The organism is Microcoleus sp. SVA1B4 (genome assembly GCF_036700545.1).
GTDB lineage: Bacteria > Cyanobacteriota > Cyanobacteriia > Cyanobacteriales > Microcoleaceae > Microcoleus.
Map to the genome: position 1 here is coordinate 36,279 of NZ_JAUBPB010000001.1, position 17,570 is coordinate 53,848.

Here is a 17,570-nt window from a genome sequence, read left to right on the forward strand (position 1 = left end):
CAAACTAAAAATGGCAAAGGATCTCTTCCACAACCGGGTCAAAATCGCCCTACAAAAAGATGGCTGGAAGATTACCCACGATCCCTACCAGTTACGTTATGGTGTTGCTGATGTCTACATCGCTCTTGCAGCCGAAGAAGCGATCGCCGCTGAAAAAGAAGGACGTAAAATAGCTGTAGAAGTCAAAAGTTTCGCAGGTGGCTCCACCATTTCTGAATTCCACACTGCCCTCGGTCAATTCCTCAACTATCGCGTTGCCATCGAAGTCTCTAGCGAACCAGAACGTATGCTGTATCTGGCAGTACCCACCGATACCTACCAAAGTTTTCTCAGATTTGAACCCGCAAAAACTGTCATCGAACGTTATGAAATTCGACTAATTATTTACAATCCAACTCGTGAGGCGATCGACCAATGGATAGACTAAACGAATACCGCAAAATTGTTTGTGACTTTCTCGAAGACTTTTCTAAAAATGACGCAAATGCTCAGTTAATTTTCGATATCGCCCGCGATCGATATCTCGTTATGCACAACGAATGGCGCGACGAATATCGCATCTATGGGTGTGCCATGCAGCTCGATATCATTGAAAATAAAATCTGGATTCAGCACAACAGTACCGAGATATACATCGATCGAGAACTGATTCAACGTGGCGTGTCTCCTCAAGATATCATTCTTGGGTTTCGCTCCCCCAGCATCCGAAAACTCCTTGCCACCAACTATTCCTAGAGACCAAGGTTTGGAACAGTTAGATGGATAAGTAGTTAGACAGAATTAATTACACAAAATAGAATCTGAAATTCTCTTCCCCTAAGCTTTGCAACATTATATATGTGTAAATATTTCTGTCTCGGTTTTCGCATATATATTTTATGCTCGATACCCCAACTGTCACCAAGCAGAATCTGGGATTAAATATTAACTATCTTGAATTGTGGGAGACATTGCCATATTTTGTGCTTGTTGCTGCATGAATTCAATGTCCGATCGCAACCAAGTGCGGGGCCCGCTGCACTGATGAGCAATTAACAGCCCCCACAGTCCTTTGTTTGTTAAAATTGGCACGACTAAATTGGCGCGAACTTTCAGGCTAAGCAGAAAATCTCGGTGACATGGGTTAATTGGTTCTACTTCAATATCTGCAATTGCTCTAACTCTGCCGGCTTCGTACAAAGCGGCGTATTCTTCGTTAAAACATTCGTCTGGCCCTGTTGAACCCAAGATAGAGAGTTCGATCGCACTCAACATCTCGTAAGTCACTCGACCTTGCCACTGCTTGTAAAAATGATAAAGCACCGCGCGATCGCTCTGCAAAACTTCTCGAATGTCGTAGAGGGATTTTTCAACTAATACATCGCGCTTTAGACGATCTGTCAAGCGGTTAACAATGTTTTGCAGGCGATCGCCAGACATGATATTAACTCCTTTAATTCCTAGTACACTCGCCCGATCTGAATTATTTAACTTGCACCCTCACAAACCTCAAATTTTTGCGAATCGGGATTCTCGATCGCTCGAAAGTCAGTGATTTTTGCCTTAACAGTTGTGGGGATGCCAGCAACATTATACTAATATTTTGACTGAGATAGCAATCTTTTCGGGAATCCGGCTATCGGCTTTTTTTTACGAACCGCTTTCGCGAAGAACCACAGGCGGGACGCCTGTTCCACAAAGCAAGAGAAGAGAAGAGGAAGAGTTGACAGGTGCTGCGATAATTGCTAGATATGCCCAAAGTTGGTTCCTGTCAAAGAAAGCAACTGCTAGGATATCTTGATAGCTAGAGGAAGCATCAAATATGTCTGTGCTAGAAGCTGCTTGGAAACACGAATTTATCGCTACGAACGGCATTAAACTGCACTATGTCACTCAAGGTTCTGGGCCGCTGATGCTGATGCTGCACGGATTTCCTGAATTTTGGTATTCTTGGCGGCATCAAATCCCAGAATTTGCATCAGATTATAAAGTCGTCGCTGTGGATCTCAGAGGTTACAACGACAGCGACAAACCTCATGATAAATCTGCTTACGTGATGTCAGAGTTTGTGCAAGATGTCAAGGGAATTATTCAGGGTTTGGGGTATGAAAGTTGCGTCTTAGTTGGTCACGACTGGGGAGGCGCGATCGCCTGGAATTTTGCTTATGCTTATCCCCAAATGGTGGATAAATTAATTGTGATGAATCTACCGCATCCGGCCAAGTTTGCTGAAGGGTTACGCACTCCCCAACAATTGTTGAAAAGTTGGTACATCTTTTTATTTCAGTTGCCAGTTTTGCCGGAGTTGTTAATTCAGTTGGGCGACTATCAGGCAATTTCGGCCGCTTTGGAAGGTATGGCAGTGGACAAAAGCACCTTTAGTCCCTCAGATATGGAAGCTTACAAAGATGCGGCTGCCAAACGGGGCGCTCTGACTGCTACTATCAATTATTACCGCAATCTGGCTAGCGGATTTCTCGATCGCCAGAATTGGAGCGTGCTGCAAGTTCCGACGCTGATGATTTGGGGAGAAAATGATGCCGCCTTCGGCAAAGAGTTAACCTATGGAACCGCAGATTATGTGCGGGATTTTCAGATTCATTACATTCCTAATTGCAGCCACTGGGTGCAGCAGGAACAGCCGCAGTTAGTGAATCGGTACATGAGAGATTTTTTGGCAAGCAAAGCTGTTTGAGCTGATATTTGGCACTATTTTATCCGGCAGCATTTTTTAGGAATTTATAGTCTTGGAGGCGCCCTGACGATCGTCAACCGGGTTTTTTACCGAGATTGAAAATCTTAATTAAGTATTTTCGTAAAAAACCCGGTAACAAGTGAGTCTCGACGTTCACCGACTGCTGATTCCCTCCGTCGTGCGCCCGCTCATTTCCCAGGGCTGAATCCGGTAAATTGCGATCGCCTCCGCACGCCCCAGCGAGTCAATCCAAGTGCGATTGATGGCGGGCGAAAGTTTGGGATTGTGTTCTTTGACCAATTCCATCGCGCGATCGATGTCTTCCTGCTGCGTAAGGCGTTCTGCTCGCCCGTTCACGACAACGCTGCGCCAGTGTTCCATATCGCGGACTTCTTCCACTTGCAAGCAGACTTCTGGATTGCCGTCCATATACTTCGTTTTCATCCCGACTGTTGTGAAAATGTATATGTCCGAATCTTGGAGATAATAGTGCATTGGCACAACGTAGGGAAGCCCTTCAAATACACAGCCGAGGTGTCCGTGTCCTACTTGCTGCAAAAGTTCTTGTATTTCTTTTGAACTCATTTCATCAATATCTAACATTTTTATGCTCCTTTAAGACTTACTCTAGAGAAATCCATCGATGTTTTAGGTTGCTTCACGAGTGGGGCTTTGGGTCTAATTATTGCATTTTTGATGCGCCTGTTTTGTGGCTATAAACAAGTATAGAATTTCTCCTAGCGTAACCTAGGTTGGTCACCAATATCATCTACCTTTAGACCGATATATTTTTTGTGGGGAAAATTGTAGGATTTGGGAAATAAACCCTCGGCAATTGCTGAGGGTTTAATGTTTTTATTAAATGGCGATCGTCTAATTAATTAATAAAAGCGTTTTTTCCTAACGGGACTTAAACAAATTTTCAGCCCAGATCAAGCCCAAACTCGCTTTATCTGCAGCTTGGGCGTCCATGTTTTCTTGTTACCCGCGAACAAAAGGCGATCGTCCCTTGGAATGCTCTGACCTATCTTTTTTAACACAAGTCGATCAAATATGAGGCATGGCTGGGTTTCCGGCGGCGTTGTCACCCCGCCAGATATTTAACGCAATTTATATGGTTAATTGTTATACCCAAATATTTTACTGTGGTTGTTCGAGGTGAACCTTCACTTTTGACTGCTACCTGTGCTATTTTACTTTATGTGTTAATTCGGGAAATTGGTATAGTTAATGCTTTTTTATTACAACAGGTAACAAACTCGATCGCCCGTTAAGGAATGAGAATTAAATAACTTACAATCTTTATTGTTCTTGTGGCATGGGCGTCCCGCCCGTGCATAAAGGACGGGCGGGACGCCCATCCCACTTTCAAGAGTGTAAATTATTTAATTTGCGATCCTAAGTTAGATTAGCGATGGGTATATTTACCTCGAACAGAAAATAACCTAAATTAGTAGTTAATAATCACGTGTTATCAAAAACTAGAATTCTGATTTTTTTTCTAGGTGTTTTAATTGCCATCAGCCTAGGGTTGTTCATCGGAATAACAACTTTTGCTCAAAACATCGAAACAATTAAAATTTCCGGCACTGCTGCGGGTGTCAGCACTCGCTACATCGGTGCAGTCGAGGGCAATATCAATTTCGACATCAAAGATTTGCAAGATTTGGGAATTAATACCTACCGCATTTACGGCGGGATGTCCCGGTGGGAAGCCGAAGACGACGACGGTAAATACGGTTGGCCATCTATTAACGAAATTAAGACAAATCCAAATATAATTAATTGGGCACATTGGGATCAGATTATGACTAATCCGCCCCAGGGTAGCGATTATTGGTGGTCTGGAAAACCGGGTACGGTTTGGGAAGGCAATGCCAGGACTATTTTTAATACTCTAAAACAAGCAAATATTCGCCCGGTGGTGAGTATTCGGAATGTTGATAATAACTGGAATCCCAGTTGGGCGCTGCAACTGAATCCGCCGCGCACAGGAGAAGATTGGAACGAGTGGTGGGAACACGTTTTTGCTACGGTTTATTGGCTGAATGTTCGCAATGATTACCGCGTTGATGATTGGGAAATTCACAACGAACCGGACAATCGCGATCAGGGTTGGGGCGGGACTAGGGCTGACTATTTTGAATTGGTTAAGGTGGCAAAAGATGCGATCGACTTTGTTTATAAAACTTATTTGCCTTCGCGCACTTACCGCATCCACGGCCCGAAAACCATAGGCGGCAGCAATTGGCCGGCTAGTGCTTTGCAGGAAATACCGAATTATTTCGATACAGTCAATGTCCACAACTACGATGCAGATATTTCTAACTACACCCGCAAAGTGCGCGGCTGGATGAACGGTACTGTCCGCGCTAACTCGCAGCTTTGGGTAGGAGAATGGGGAACTTACAACATGAGCTACGGTGATTTATCTTTAGCTTTAAATTTGATTAAGAATTTGATTCGAGGTTCTCAACCGGGGGATAATTATATTGACGGCAGTCACATATTTTGTTTGTACGACTGGGGCAAGCCCGCAGGGGCGGAAGGTTTGCTAGGGGACGGGGGAAAACGGCGGGCGGGCTACTATGCTTTACGGATGGGAATTAGGGCTTTGCAGGGCGGGAAAGCTACCTTTTTTCCTATCACTAACAGTTCGGATTTAAGGGCAGTTGCCACTCTTGATTCTAGCAAGAATGTTTACTTGCTGGTTGTCAATGACCGAGCAACATCTTACACTGTTAATGCTGATATTTCGGAGCTGATAAAAACTGGTAATGGCACGGTGCGGGAGTTCAGTTCTAAAACAATGGATGAGGTTGTTGGTAGCTTAAGGCTCAAGGGCGGCAATGCGAGTTTTACACTGGCAGGGAACAGCGCTATTCTCATCAAGTTCGATCGCCAGAATTGAAGCTCAAATCCTCTGGGCCATAATTGGGATAAGATAGAATTAGTTATGCTCAAAATTATTTATTTTCTGCCTGTTTGGCCCTGGAACCCTGGAACCCTCGAACCCTCGAACCCCCAATTGCACAGTTGCAATACCTAAATGTCATGTTGTGATTCCCCTCCTGTCGCTGGTAAATTGGTAGGGTGCAGGTATCTGGCCTCAAGCAGAATGTGAGCGAGAGTTCCGTTGAGGGGCAGAAAGTAGGGTGCAGTCTAGACAATCGCAGAAATTCTTGCTCGTAAACCCGCAGCAGTTAGGCTAGGCGAGGAATTACCCGCCCGCCTTCATGTCCGCCCTCTGGCAGATAGCATTGGTTCTGGAAGTCAGAAGCCGTCAATTATCAGGATATGGCACGGAATTAATTTTAAATGCCAAGATGCTGGAAGTATGGGTGAGTTGAATCGTACAGAAACTTTGAGCGCGCTTGGAAATCTCGCGGGTAAAGCCTCTCAATCAACCTGCTGCTCGCGATCGGCTTTTTCCAACAAATATCACTTTTATGCCCCCTGATGTTTATTCCCTCCCTCAGTCAGGTCATCAACCGCAATCCCCTCACCGTCACCCCTGAGACGCCCGTAGAAAAGGCGATCGAGCTGATGAGTAGCACAGGAGCCAGTTACGTCCTCGTGGTAGAACCGCGCGGGAATTATCAACTCGGAAATCCCACGAACGGGACTTCCCCACAATCGCGGGAACAGTCGGGTTTCTACAACGGTGTACCGCGTGCGCTACACGCAGGAGGCAACGGGCGGCCTCTCAACGGCTCAAAAGCTCCCTATCCTAGCAGCCAGACAGTGCTGGGGATTTTTACAGCGCGAGATATCGTACAGCTAAATTCGATCGGCGCTGCTTTGAGGGGATTTGCGATCGAGCAAATCATGATCAGAACCGTAACTGTAGCCAGAGAATCGGAAATTCCCGACTTTTTTGCCTTAGCAAATCTGCTGGATAAACATCAGATCAGCCATTTGCCCGTCGTCAGCGAGGCTGAAGAACTTGTCGGTTTAATTAGCTCTCAAAGCTTGGTGCAAATGTTGCAGGGAATTGGGGAATCGACACCAAAAGCAATAAGCAGCGCTTCGCCACCTGCGGCTTTCGCGTTCCCTCCGCCGCTGCCAATTGTGCATCAGAAATTAGAGCTGCCCGCAAGTTTAATTAAACTTTATCAAATCCCTCAAATAGCAGCTTCAAGAATAATTCACGCTCCTTCTAATTCTTCGGTTCGCTATTTGGCGCAACTGATGTTTAGACACCATGTTAGTTATGTATTAATCACTGAAACCCCCGATCAACACTCGACTGGCGCGGCTCACAATTCCAAATTTACAAATCCCAACATTCACAAACTGGTTGGGGTGGTAAGTTCGCGGGATATTGTGCAGTTACAGGCCCTGGGAAGAGACTCTAATAAAATTAAAGCGGGAGCAATTTGCAGCAGTTCGCCGCCACTGGTGCGATCGCACTCTAGCCTCGAAGCAGCCGTCGCGCTGCTGCAAAAACACTACTGCCAGTTGCCTTTATTAGTCATCAATGAAACAAATCACCCGATCGGGATTATTAATCCTAAAACTATCCTTTTACAAGCGCTGGATTCCAAATCTCTGCATTCTGGCTTGATCGCTTTGCAGCGCCAGCTAGAATCTAGCAACGCTCAATACAAAAAACTCTCAGCAGAAATACAGCGGACAGCAGCAAATAGCCACGAGATGGCTGAAATTTCTCACCACACTTTCGTAGAGCGGCAAAATCTCCCCCCTGCAGTCAACAATCAGGGGATTTGGGACTGGAATCTCGAAACAGATGAGTTTTTTTATTCGGCGCGGTGGCAAGAAATGCTGGGCTACCAAGAAGGGGAAATCTCGAATCGCCGATCGGAATGGTGGAGTCGCATCCACCGAGATGATATTGACTCGGTAAAGGCAGCTTTAGAAGAACACTTCGCCCAAAAGACACCGGATTTTGCAGCCGAATATCGGATGTACTGTAAAGACGGCAGCACTGTCTGGGTGCTGAACCGAGGTCAAGTTTTACGCAGCGCTACTGGCAAACCGCTGCGGGTAGTAGGAACTCATACAGATATTACTCTAAACAAGCAGTTTGAAGTCAAAAACCGCGAGCACGATCGAGAACAATTCCATCTATTTGACTCTTTGAAAGCAACAGTAATTTTCCACATAGATGCGGCGGGGGTTTGGAAATTCCTCAACCGCGCTTGGACGGAAATTACTAATTATGCGGTTTCCGAAAGTTTGCAAACTAATTTTTTAGAGTGGGTGCATCCAGATGAGCGCGAGCAATGTGCAAATTTATTGGAGTCTTTGCTGTCCGGGAAGTCGGAATTTGAACGGCGAGAACTGCGATTTAAGTCCAAGTCGGTTTCGGAGAAAAACTCCTTGGGAATTCACAGTAATTCCGGCTTTGTTTCCGTAGAATTATTTGCCCAAGTCCGCCGGAATTCGCAAGGCGAAATAGCGGGAATTTTCGGGACTTTGCACGATGTCTGCAACCGCCTCGAAGGAGTTGAGGAACTGCGGGAAAGCGAGCGGGCAATTCGATCGCTCTATGAGGTAATGGTGACATCGGAAGGCTCTTTTGACGATCGAACGATCCGGTTGCTGGCAATGGGCTGTAGTCAGTTTGGGATGGATATCGGGCTGTTGGGCAGGGTTTTGGGCGATCGCTACGAAGTGATTTCGGCTTATGTACCGGAAGATTTTCCCTTTGGATTTGCTAAAGGAGACGGTTTTGCTTTGAGCAGAACCTTTGAGCGAGAGGTTTTGCGATCGAGCGAACCTATTTCTGTCGAATCAGCGGGCACTACTCAGTGGCGCAACCACCCCGCTTACAGCGTCCGCAAGTTGGAGGCTTTTGTGGGGACGAGGGTAATAGTGCAAGGGCGAATTTATGGCACTTTGAGCTTTACTTCTCGCACCACTAAATCTCCTTTTAAACCGCTGAATTTTGAAATTTTAAAGTTGATGGGCAATTACATCGGCGCAGAAATTGCCCGCGAAGAGCGAGAGCGAACTTTGCAACGTCAGTACCAGCGCGTTTTACTACTCAAACAAATTACTCAAAAAGTGCGATCGACCTTAGACACTCAAGAAATTTTTCAAACTACCGCCACCCAAATCGGCCGCGTATTTGGTGTCAATCGCTGTACAATTCACACCTATCTTTCGGAACCTTATCCCCACCTTCCTTGCGTCGCGGAATACTTAGAACCCGGTCACGAATCGGCTTTAGATTTAGAGCTTTCTGTCACTTATAACCCCTACACAGAAAAACTTCTCGCTGAAGATATAGCCCTGGCATCTCCCGATGTGTTTGCCGATCCTTTGCTGGAATCTTCGGGGCCGATGTGCCGCCGCATCGGATTAAAATCTATGTTGGCTGTTCGCACTTCCTATCAAGGAGAACCGAATGGAATTATTACTTTGCACCAGTGCGATGCAACTCGCCAGTGGAATCCCGACGAAATTGAACTGTTAGAAGATGTTGCTGCTCAAGTTGGCATTACCTTAGCTCAAGCACAACTTTTAGAAACCGAAGTTCAGCGACAGCGACAGTTAGCAGAGCAAAATGAAGCTTTGGATCAAGCACGACAAGCGGCGGAAGTTGCTAATAGAGCTAAGAGCGAATTTTTAGCGACTATGAGTCACGAAATCCGCACTCCGATGAATGCGGTCATCGGGATGACGGGCTTGCTGCTGGATATGGAACTAACTCCAGAACAGCGGGATTTTGTGGAGACAATTCGTACCAGCGGCGATGCTTTGCTGACTATTATTAACGATATTCTCGACTTTTCCAAGATTGAATCTGGAAAATTGGATTTGGAACGCAGCCCCTTCGAGCTGCAAAACTGTATAGAAGAATCTCTAGAATTACTGGCTCCTAGAGCCTCAGAAAAAGGTTTAGAGTTGGCTTATTTTATTGATGATTCTGTGCCAAAAAACATTTTAGGAGATGTCACGAGACTGCGCCAAATTTTGGTAAATTTGCTGGGCAATGCAGTTAAGTTTACAGAATCTGGAGAAATTGTGGTGTGCTGTACGGCTAGGCAAATTGAACCGGTAGCTGCTAAGAGTTCGCCGGAAAAAATTAATATTCTAGAGCCACAACCGCTAGCAATTAACCAGGGAGAGTTGGCACGTAGCAAACAATACGAGATTCAATTTGCTGTCCAAGATACGGGAATTGGTATTCCGCCAGACCGGATGGATCGCCTGTTTAAAGCTTTTTCGCAGGTGGATGCTTCGACAACACGACATTACGGCGGGACGGGTTTGGGACTGGCTATCAGCCAGCGTTTGAGCGATATGATGGGCGGTACAATGTGGGTTGTCAGCCAGGTTGATCCCCGAAGTTCTAAGTCTCAACCGGGAGTTTCTGCCGGACAAAGTATCGCTGGAAGGTCGCCAGAAGAATTTACTCCGCCCTTGATATCGGGTTCGGGTTCGATTTTTTATTTCACGGTGACTGCTGAAGCGAATGACATCCGGGCTGAGGAAAAAAGACCGGAATTTGCCGCTGGTAAGCGCTTGTTAATTGTTGAGCATCATGCCATTAACCGGCAAGTTTTGATCCGGCAGGCAGAGTCTTGGGGAATGATACCCGTGGCTGTAACTTCGGGTGCTGAGGCTTTGGAAATCATCAAAGGAAACTCGCCGCTCGATTTAGCTATTTTGGCGATGAATCTACCAGATATGGACGGTGTGGCGTTGGCTGTGGAGATTCGGAAATTTGAGCTGAGCAATTTGTCTGGCGACGACGGCTTAAATCCGAATGTCATCGTTAAAAACCCTCGCAAAATAGCACTACCTTTGGTACTGTTTACTTATTTAAGTAAGGCGGAAGTTTGGAAAAAACTTGAAACTACAGAAGTACATTTTTCGGCTTTTTTAACTAAGCCTTTAAAACAGTCCCAGTTTTATAATGTGTTGCTGCAAGTTTTTGGATATGTTACTGGCAGAAGCGGCAGGGGAGAAGTTTCAAATGTGGTGACTTTGACTTCGGGATTGAAGTATTTTGAAAATTCTCAAGAACAACACCGCGCGCAGCGGACGCCTGCTGTTTTGAGGCAGGTTGCGACGAATTCTGCCGGACAGGATGGAGCTAATTCTAGTCAGATTCGGATCTTGCTGGCGGAGGACAATGTGGTGAATCAAAAAGTGGCTACGCATTTACTCGACAGGATAGGATATCGGGCTGATATTGCGGCTAATGGGTTGGAGGTTTTGGAGGCGCTGAAGCGGCAATCTTACGATGTTGTGCTGATGGATGTGCAGATGCCGAATATGGATGGGTTGGAAGCGACGCGCCGCATTTGTCAGGAATGGCCTGCTAACAAGAAGCCGAGAATTATTGCGATGACTGCTAATGCGATGCAGGGCGATCGCGAAAAGTGTCTGGAAGCAGGTATGGACGATTATATTACTAAGCCGGTACGCCGGGAAGAGTTGGCGATCGCCTTGAGCAAGTGCTCACCTCTGATTCGGGATGAATTGGATGCGGTAACAGAGGAAAACAATCAAGATATTTCTGATGACATTGACAGTGATGCTGCGGCATCTTCGAGCGTTCAACCGGGAGCCGATTCGCCGATTGATTTTCATATTTTGCAAAATCTCCGCGAGCTAGACGATGATGAAGATCCGGATTTTTTGGGGGAGCTGATCAAGATATATTTGGTAGACGCACCGCAACATTTAGAAACTATTAAGGAGGCTATTTTTCTCGGCGATGCTGATAGTTTGAAGCTGGCTTCTCACACGCTGAAGTCGAGCAGCGCCAATTTAGGAGCGGTGTCTTTTTCTGCTGTTTGCAAGGAGTTGGAATATATGGGTCGCTTGGCGGTTGAGTCGGGAGGGGAACAGGTTTTTGATGTGAGTACGGCGCGCGATCGCCTGTTGGAAGCCCAAGCGGAGTGGGAAAAGGTGCGGGCGGCTTTTGAGACGGAATTGGAAACGGGGAAGTTGCGATCGCAAATAGGGTAATTGCTAATTGGTAATTGGTAATTGCTGTTACCGATTACCCATTACCGATTACCAGAATAGTTATTTAATTTTCACCTAAATATGCTTTGCGAACAGTTTCATTTGACTGCAAATCGCTAGCAGTACCGGCGACTACAACCTCACCAGTTTGGATGACATAGCCGCGGTGGGCCACACTTAAAGCCATACGGGCGTTTTGTTCCACCAGCAAAATAGTTGTTCCTTCAGCATTAATATCGCGGACGATCGCAAAAATTTGACTGACTAACATCGGTGCCAATCCCATACTCGGCTCGTCCAATAATAACAAGCGGGGGCGCGACATCAAAGCCCGGGCGATCGCCAACATTTGCTGTTCCCCGCCGCTGAGAGTTCCCCCTTTTTGACTAATTCTTTCTCGCAAACGAGGAAATAAATTTAATGCTTTTTCCATATCTGACTTGATACCGAGAGTATCGTTGCGGAGATAAGCACCCATTTCCAGGTTTTCTTGCACCGTCATTCGCGGAAAAATCAACCGCCCTTCGGGACTTTGAGAAATCCCCAAACGGACGATCGCCTCTGTAGATAGTGCTTCTAAAGGCTTTCCCTCAAATAAAACAGTGCCGATTCGCGGGCGCAGCAGTCCTTGAATCGTGCGGAGAGTGGTCGTTTTGCCCGCCCCGTTGCTGCCGATTAATGTCACAACTTCTCCCTGCGAGACTGTTAGCGATACCCCTTTGAGAGCGTGGATATTTCCGTAGTAGGTGTGTATGTCTTTAATTTCCAACATGATTACTCTTTCTGCTTAGTGCTTTATTATATTATCCCGACTAATTATAAAATTTTATTGCATTTATTTAAAATCCAGCTTTTTTAGAGTAAACAGTAATTTTACTTAGATCAAGACCCGCCCTAGCTCCCATAGAATCTATTTTTAGTAGCTGTGGCGATCGACTTTACATAATTTTTACTTAAAAATACGATTTCTTGACAGTAGCTTTACAAAAATCTTTAAGTAAATAGGTAGTATTGATACGTAAGCGAAACCAACCGCTACAACTTACTAATAACAGCACTTAAAATGTTTCAAATTTAAGGAGATTTACCATGAAATTCCATCACTGTAGCGGAACGATCGCATTTTTATTAGCAACTCCTTTAGTAACCAGCTTGAGTGTAGGTATAGCGCCCAGCCGTGCTGCCACACTAGCCGGTTCTGCAGCAGCAGTAACGATTGATAACTTCAGTCACACCCCGACTGATACAGGTACATCTACTAACACTAAAACTCAGACAATAGCTAACAGCGGTGCAGCCATTAGCCAAGCAAAAGCTGAGGCATTTTTTATATCTAACTGTCACGAATTGCTGGCAACAAATCTCTCGCAAAGTGAAGTCATAGGCAGCGGGACTAACTATTTCGGTGTAGCCCAAAGTCAAGCAGCAGTGATCGGCGACTTCTCTATTAATGCGAGAGAAACTTTTTCCTTCACGGTTCAGACTATTTTACATCTTTTTACATCTGTTAGTAATCCCCAATCAGAACGGGCTAGCGCCCTAGGCAGTATATCTTTTTCATTAATTGATACTGTTTCTAACATTCTTTTAGAATCCTTTGAACTTGGGCTCGGTTTGCACTCTTTTAAAGCCCCGGAATTGAGTGTGTCATACAACCTCGCTGGAAACTTTAATCCAACACAAATTAATTTTGCTTTTTTGGCTGAAGGTAATACAAAAAGCCTGAGTTTGTATACTTCGGGAGTGTATTCGCGGACTTTTGACAGCACCACTAATTTAAGATTAGTAGAAGTTAAGAACAATATGGCAGTGGCACAATCGCAACCACTTTCCGAAGCCGAACCAGTTCCAGAACCTACTACTATATTAGGCACTGCCCTATTTTTCTGTTTCCTGGCGAAGGGGAGAAAATTTAAGAATCAATTCTCTGAAGTTAAATCAAAAGTTTAGGAATGATGCAAAACATCTAAGGATCGTCAATTAAATAATTTCCCTTTTTTCTTGTGGGATGGGCGTCCCGCCCGCCCAGAAAGGACGGGCGGGACGCCCATCCCACAACAGTCATGAAAAGTGGATTTTATTTAATTCTCATCCCTAAGTATGTCAACTATCGCTGTTAGATAGGCGACTTCTTTAATAAGAAGTCGCCTATCTATAGCAATCCTCGCATCATTTGTAAAAATATGTAGGGGTAGTGCTACCCCTACTCCCCGTGCCTACCCCAGCCTGCATCGGGGCAACCACGGGGGGTTTGCCCCTACAAAAATTACACAAATCATTTAGGATTGCTATAGTTATTCTATACTATCCATGTCCATCTTCTTCTTTTCCCAAATATGCCTCAATTACGCGAGGATCGGCGCGAACTTGATCTGGAGTTCCCTCAGCAATTTTAGTACCGTACTCCATAACACTCACGCGATCGCTAATTCCCATCACCACTTTCATATCATGTTCAATCAGCAAAATACTCAAATTCAACTCATCGCGAATTCGGTAAATAAAGCGAGTTAAATCAGCCGTTTCGTTCGGATTCATCCCCGCCGTAGGTTCGTCCAAAAGCAGCACTTTCGGATCGGAAGCCAAAGCCCTGGCAATTTCCAATCTGCGCTGGTCTCCGTAGGAAAGGTTTTTTGCCAACTCCAGCGCTTTAGAAGCACCTAAACCGACAAAATCAAGCATAGTGAGCGCTTTTATTTTAGCTTCCCGCTCCTCCAGATTTGCAGCGGGAGGGCGGAGGATTGCACCCAACAAACCTGTTTTCAATCGGCAGTGTCTACCTACTAAAACATTATCCAGCACAGTCATGTTGTTAAACAAGCGGATATTTTGAAAAGTTCTAGCAATGCCGAAAGTTGTCAGGCGATCGGGCGGTAAGCCCGTGATATTCTTCTGTTCTAGGAGCAACTGACCGCCACTCGGTTTGTAGATACCTGTCAGCATATTAAAAAAAGTAGTTTTGCCCGCACCGTTGGGGCCGATCAAACTGGCGATCGAGCCTTTTTCCAATGTTAAACTAACCTGGTTGACGGCAGTCAAACCACCGAATCGCATTGTAAGTTGCTGTGCTTCTAATAATGACATTTTGGTTCTGTTTTCTAAGATTTTATAGTAGTGCGAGCGGGATGCTCGCGAGGTTTCACGCACGCGAATCAATTTGGGATATTTTAGGACATATTTTCTAACGTACAGACAAAATAGAACTTAAAAAGATTAGATTCTAGCGAACGGCCAGGGCGATATTGTGCGTGTAAATCGGCCGTCGAAAAGTTTTCAATAAGTTTGAGATTGAGTTCGTCAGCCAAAGCTGCAATCTTTTCAAACCCAGTAATCCACGGTGCATACATACTTTCGTATTTATCTATGTAATCATTGATATCTTGGTAGCCCGTGGTTCTCAAAATTACCTTTTCCGACATATAATCAAAGGACAATCGAAAATTATCAACATTGTCGCGAATTTGTTCTAATACAAATATTACATCTTTTTTGTCAAGCAAGGTAGTGTTGCCTTCCCACAAAAAATATGTCGGTCGAGCGAAATCAAATTCACTCTGTTTCAGCAAGGAGATTAAACCGTCTTTTACGTAATCGCCGGGGAGGTAGCGAACATTGGCAGTAACTTTGTTAGCTTTGAGAGTTTCTTCTTTTAATTGAAGAGTAGCGCGGTCGTCTATTTCAAAATAAATCACTCCTTCTCCATTAATTCTAGCAGCGCGAGTATCCAAACCAGAACCTAAAATAACTACTTGCTTGCAACCTCCTAAAATTTGATTTGACAAAACATCATCAAAATATTTAGTCCGCAACTTAACCATTTCTTTAGCTGCGGGAGAGTTGTGAGCTATTTGGTCAGCTATTTTTTTTGTTTCCTCATTCAGCCATATTTTTACTACATGATCAGTATAGAGAGGAATTTCCTCTTCATTCTCTTCTGCCCTAAATTCCGCAACGATAAAAGCAGTACCCGTTACATTTTTCATGGCTAATCTTTCACCCTTACTAAGTAGTTGGTTACAAATAAACATTAGATGGGGACGGGGTTTTTACACCCCTAAACTCCCTTGTATCTGAGATGTTGCACCATTCTAAATAAGGTTTTTATGAACAGGCAAGATGCCTGTTCCACAAAGAGTGAATTTTATTGGGGAACAGGCATCTTGCCTGTTCTTGAGAATGGTGCAAAATGTGAGTTGCATCCTAGATTCTTAGCTAAACCCGCCTACAAAATACTAGGGTTTTTGTCCTTACCTACTTATTGACTTCTCGCATCTGCTAAAGACTCATTGCTCGCTTCAGCATCCGAATGAAGTTCAGCTTGGTGTATTTTATCAGGAATCAGCCCCTCCGGCCGCACGAGCATCATGACAACAAGAGTTAGGCCGAATAGGAATAAGCGCATTTGAATCGGGTCTAAACTGGTTGCTAGAAAGTCTCGCAACTGGGGAATTGCAATCCTGGGGAGTACAAAAGTATTCATAAAACCCTTGAGGACTTGCGCTAATTGTGGCAGATAAAGCCGATCGGCAGACATGATAATGATAGCCCCCAAAATCACCCCGGTCATATTCCCCAAACCGCCTAAAATCACCATACACAGGATGATTACTGACACCGAGAAATCGAAAACGCTGGGAAAAATCGCGCTGATATAGGCGGCGTAAAACGCGCCTGCAAAGCCCGAAAACGTCGCTCCCATCGCAAAAGCCGAAAGTTTGGTTTTGACCAGGTTAATCCCCATCGCACTAGCCGCTAATTCATCTTCGCGCATGGCATTCCATGCCCTGCCCAAGCGGGAATCTCGCAACCGCGAAATCATGAAGTAAGCGAAGACAACTAGCAGCAAAATTAGGTAGTACCAGGGAAAGTAGTTGCCGGTGCTGAAAGTGCCGACGATGGGGAGAGATGGACGCCCGATCGGGTTTATTCCCGCTTCGCCGCCGGTGAGGTTAAAAGGTCGATCGCACCCAACCAGACACAGCACCAACTCGGGTTTCCCCAACAGGGAAGCAACAATCTTCGAGACTGGTTCGTCAATCCGAATCGCGGTTAAATTCCTAAAGACAACCGGGATAATTTCGCCAAAACCGAGGGTAACAATTGCCAAATAATCGCCCTTGAGCCGCAGTGTCGGAATACCCAGGATTACGCCCGCGATCGCAGCTACACCGGCGGCGATCGGCAGTACCACCCAAAAGTTCCAAGTAATATTTAACTGTCCAGAAGATAGCAAAGCTGTCGTGTAAGCGCCGATCGCAAAAAACGCCGCATATCCCAAATCCAACAAACCCGCAAAACCCACAGTAATATTCAAACCCAACGCCAACATAATAAAGATTTGAATCTGTACTACAGTAGCAATCCAGCCAGTCTGAGCCTGAATGTCGATAAACGGAAACAGAATTAGAATAAAAGCTAATGTCACCAGAGTTGCCAGCCGCTGGCGTTCCCCCTGCAAACCCTGCAAAGCACCCATTAACGTAGCTGTCAAAATTGCGATCGTCAAACTGCAAATCCCGTACAGCAGCGTAGTCGGCAAAGCAACAGCAGGTTGACCAGACAAAGGCCTAATCAAAACCCCTTCTACCACACTCGCAACTAACAGCCAAACTCCCAATCCCAATCCCGCTAAACTGCCGATCGCAGCACCCATTTTCGGGCTATAAACCTTCTGATCCCGACAGCTCATAAAGCCCGCAGCCGTACCCATCAGCCACCCGATCACCGTGCCGCTCCAACCGCCGAATAACAAAACAGTCAAAGAGGCGATCGCCCCTAAAATACCAGTCGATTTAATTGCTTGGATTATCTTGTTTGACATAGCAGGAAGTTATTAGTTATTAGTCAGCAGTCATTAGTCAGCAGTCATTCGATTTTAGATTTTAGATTTGAGATTTTGGATTGACTTGCGCGAGATAAATTCGGGGGACGCAAGGATTTTAGATTT

At 45.3% G+C, this 17,570-nt stretch carries 12 protein-coding genes; 6 read left to right on the plus strand and 6 right to left on the minus strand.

The genetic code is table 11. From position 1 onward, the window contains the following. Window positions 1-10: 10 nt before the first annotated feature. Both QT987_RS00180 and QT987_RS00185 read left to right on the plus strand, forming a co-directional pair. Window positions 11-427 carry a XisH family protein gene (locus QT987_RS00180; RefSeq protein WP_333236231.1) on the plus strand — a complete coding sequence of 139 codons (417 nt, stop codon included), beginning with the start codon at window positions 11-13 and terminating at the stop codon, window positions 425-427. After that, window positions 415-735: a XisI protein gene (locus QT987_RS00185; protein ID WP_333236233.1), complete on the plus strand. Its 321-nt coding sequence runs from the start codon at window positions 415-417 to the stop codon at window positions 733-735. Before QT987_RS00180 ends, QT987_RS00185 begins: the two co-directional genes overlap by 13 nt. A 189-nt stretch (window positions 736-924) precedes the next feature. Here the strand turns inward: QT987_RS00185 and QT987_RS00190 are convergent, their stop codons facing one another. Continuing rightward, window positions 925-1,419: a GAF domain-containing protein gene (locus QT987_RS00190; RefSeq protein ID WP_333236235.1), complete on the minus strand. Its 495-nt coding sequence runs from the start codon at window positions 1,417-1,419 to the stop codon at window positions 925-927. Window positions 1,420-1,801: 382 nt separating this feature from the next. On the opposite strand from QT987_RS00190, the gene QT987_RS00195 reads away from it, so the two are divergent. After that, window positions 1,802-2,674: an alpha/beta hydrolase gene (locus QT987_RS00195; protein WP_333236237.1), complete on the plus strand. Its 873-nt coding sequence runs from the start codon at window positions 1,802-1,804 to the stop codon at window positions 2,672-2,674. A gap of 153 nt (window positions 2,675-2,827) precedes the next feature. Here the strand turns inward: QT987_RS00195 and QT987_RS00200 are convergent, their stop codons facing one another. Continuing rightward, complete coding sequence (locus tag QT987_RS00200; RefSeq protein ID WP_333236239.1) at window positions 2,828-3,259, minus strand: pyridoxamine 5'-phosphate oxidase family protein; 432 nt, start codon at window positions 3,257-3,259, stop codon at window positions 2,828-2,830. Window positions 3,260-4,142: 883 nt separating this feature from the next. Between QT987_RS00200 and QT987_RS00205 the strand changes: the two genes are divergently transcribed. Together QT987_RS00205 and QT987_RS00210 are read left to right on the plus strand one after the other, a co-directional pair. Continuing rightward, on the plus strand, window positions 4,143-5,585 hold the full coding sequence (locus QT987_RS00205; protein WP_333236241.1) for a hypothetical protein: 1,443 nt from the start codon (window positions 4,143-4,145) through the stop codon (window positions 5,583-5,585). A 548-nt stretch (window positions 5,586-6,133) separates the two neighbouring features. Next, on the plus strand, window positions 6,134-11,623 hold the full coding sequence (locus QT987_RS00210; protein ID WP_333236243.1) for a response regulator: 5,490 nt from the start codon (window positions 6,134-6,136) through the stop codon (window positions 11,621-11,623). 64 nt (window positions 11,624-11,687) lie between these two features. Here the strand turns inward: QT987_RS00210 and QT987_RS00215 are convergent, their stop codons facing one another. Then, window positions 11,688-12,395, minus strand: a complete 708-nt coding sequence (locus tag QT987_RS00215) for an ABC transporter ATP-binding protein (RefSeq protein ID WP_333236245.1) — start codon at window positions 12,393-12,395, stop codon at window positions 11,688-11,690. A gap of 317 nt (window positions 12,396-12,712) precedes the next feature. Between QT987_RS00215 and QT987_RS00220 the strand changes: the two genes are divergently transcribed. Beyond that, entirely contained in the window at window positions 12,713-13,573 is an 861-nt protein-coding gene (locus tag QT987_RS00220; RefSeq protein ID WP_333236247.1) for a PEP-CTERM sorting domain-containing protein, read from the plus strand. A gap of 354 nt (window positions 13,574-13,927) precedes the next feature. Here the strand turns inward: QT987_RS00220 and QT987_RS00225 are convergent, their stop codons facing one another. From QT987_RS00225 to QT987_RS00235, 3 genes are all read right to left on the minus strand, one after another. Next, entirely contained in the window at window positions 13,928-14,707 is a 780-nt protein-coding gene (locus tag QT987_RS00225; RefSeq protein WP_333208328.1) for an ABC transporter ATP-binding protein, read from the minus strand. A gap of 83 nt (window positions 14,708-14,790) precedes the next feature. After that, window positions 14,791-15,606: an SAM-dependent methyltransferase gene (locus QT987_RS00230; RefSeq protein WP_333236249.1), complete on the minus strand. Its 816-nt coding sequence runs from the start codon at window positions 15,604-15,606 to the stop codon at window positions 14,791-14,793. A gap of 272 nt (window positions 15,607-15,878) precedes the next feature. Further along, window positions 15,879-17,444 (minus strand): ABC transporter permease subunit, encoded by a 1,566-nt coding sequence (locus QT987_RS00235; protein ID WP_333236252.1) that lies wholly within the window; start codon window positions 17,442-17,444, stop codon window positions 15,879-15,881. Window positions 17,445-17,570: the final 126 nt, after the last annotated feature.

Coding starts and splice junctions, on each gene's coding strand:
- QT987_RS00180 (WP_333236231.1), top strand. CDS start 11: ATGGCAAAGGATCTCTTCCACAACCGGGTCAAAATCGCCCTACAAAAA.
- QT987_RS00185 (WP_333236233.1), top strand. CDS start 415: ATGGATAGACTAAACGAATACCGCAAAATTGTTTGTGACTTTCTCGAA.
- QT987_RS00190 (WP_333236235.1), bottom strand. CDS start 1,419: ATGTCTGGCGATCGCCTGCAAAACATTGTTAACCGCTTGACAGATCGT.
- QT987_RS00195 (WP_333236237.1), top strand. CDS start 1,802: ATGTCTGTGCTAGAAGCTGCTTGGAAACACGAATTTATCGCTACGAAC.
- QT987_RS00200 (WP_333236239.1), bottom strand. CDS start 3,259: ATGAGTTCAAAAGAAATACAAGAACTTTTGCAGCAAGTAGGACACGGA.
- QT987_RS00210 (WP_333236243.1), top strand. CDS start 6,134: ATGTTTATTCCCTCCCTCAGTCAGGTCATCAACCGCAATCCCCTCACC.
- QT987_RS00215 (WP_333236245.1), bottom strand. CDS start 12,395: ATGTTGGAAATTAAAGACATACACACCTACTACGGAAATATCCACGCT.
- QT987_RS00220 (WP_333236247.1), top strand. CDS start 12,713: ATGAAATTCCATCACTGTAGCGGAACGATCGCATTTTTATTAGCAACT.
- QT987_RS00225 (WP_333208328.1), bottom strand. CDS start 14,707: ATGTCATTATTAGAAGCACAGCAACTTACAATGCGATTCGGTGGTTTG.
- QT987_RS00230 (WP_333236249.1), bottom strand. CDS start 15,606: ATGAAAAATGTAACGGGTACTGCTTTTATCGTTGCGGAATTTAGGGCA.
- QT987_RS00235 (WP_333236252.1), bottom strand. CDS start 17,444: ATGTCAAACAAGATAATCCAAGCAATTAAATCGACTGGTATTTTAGGG.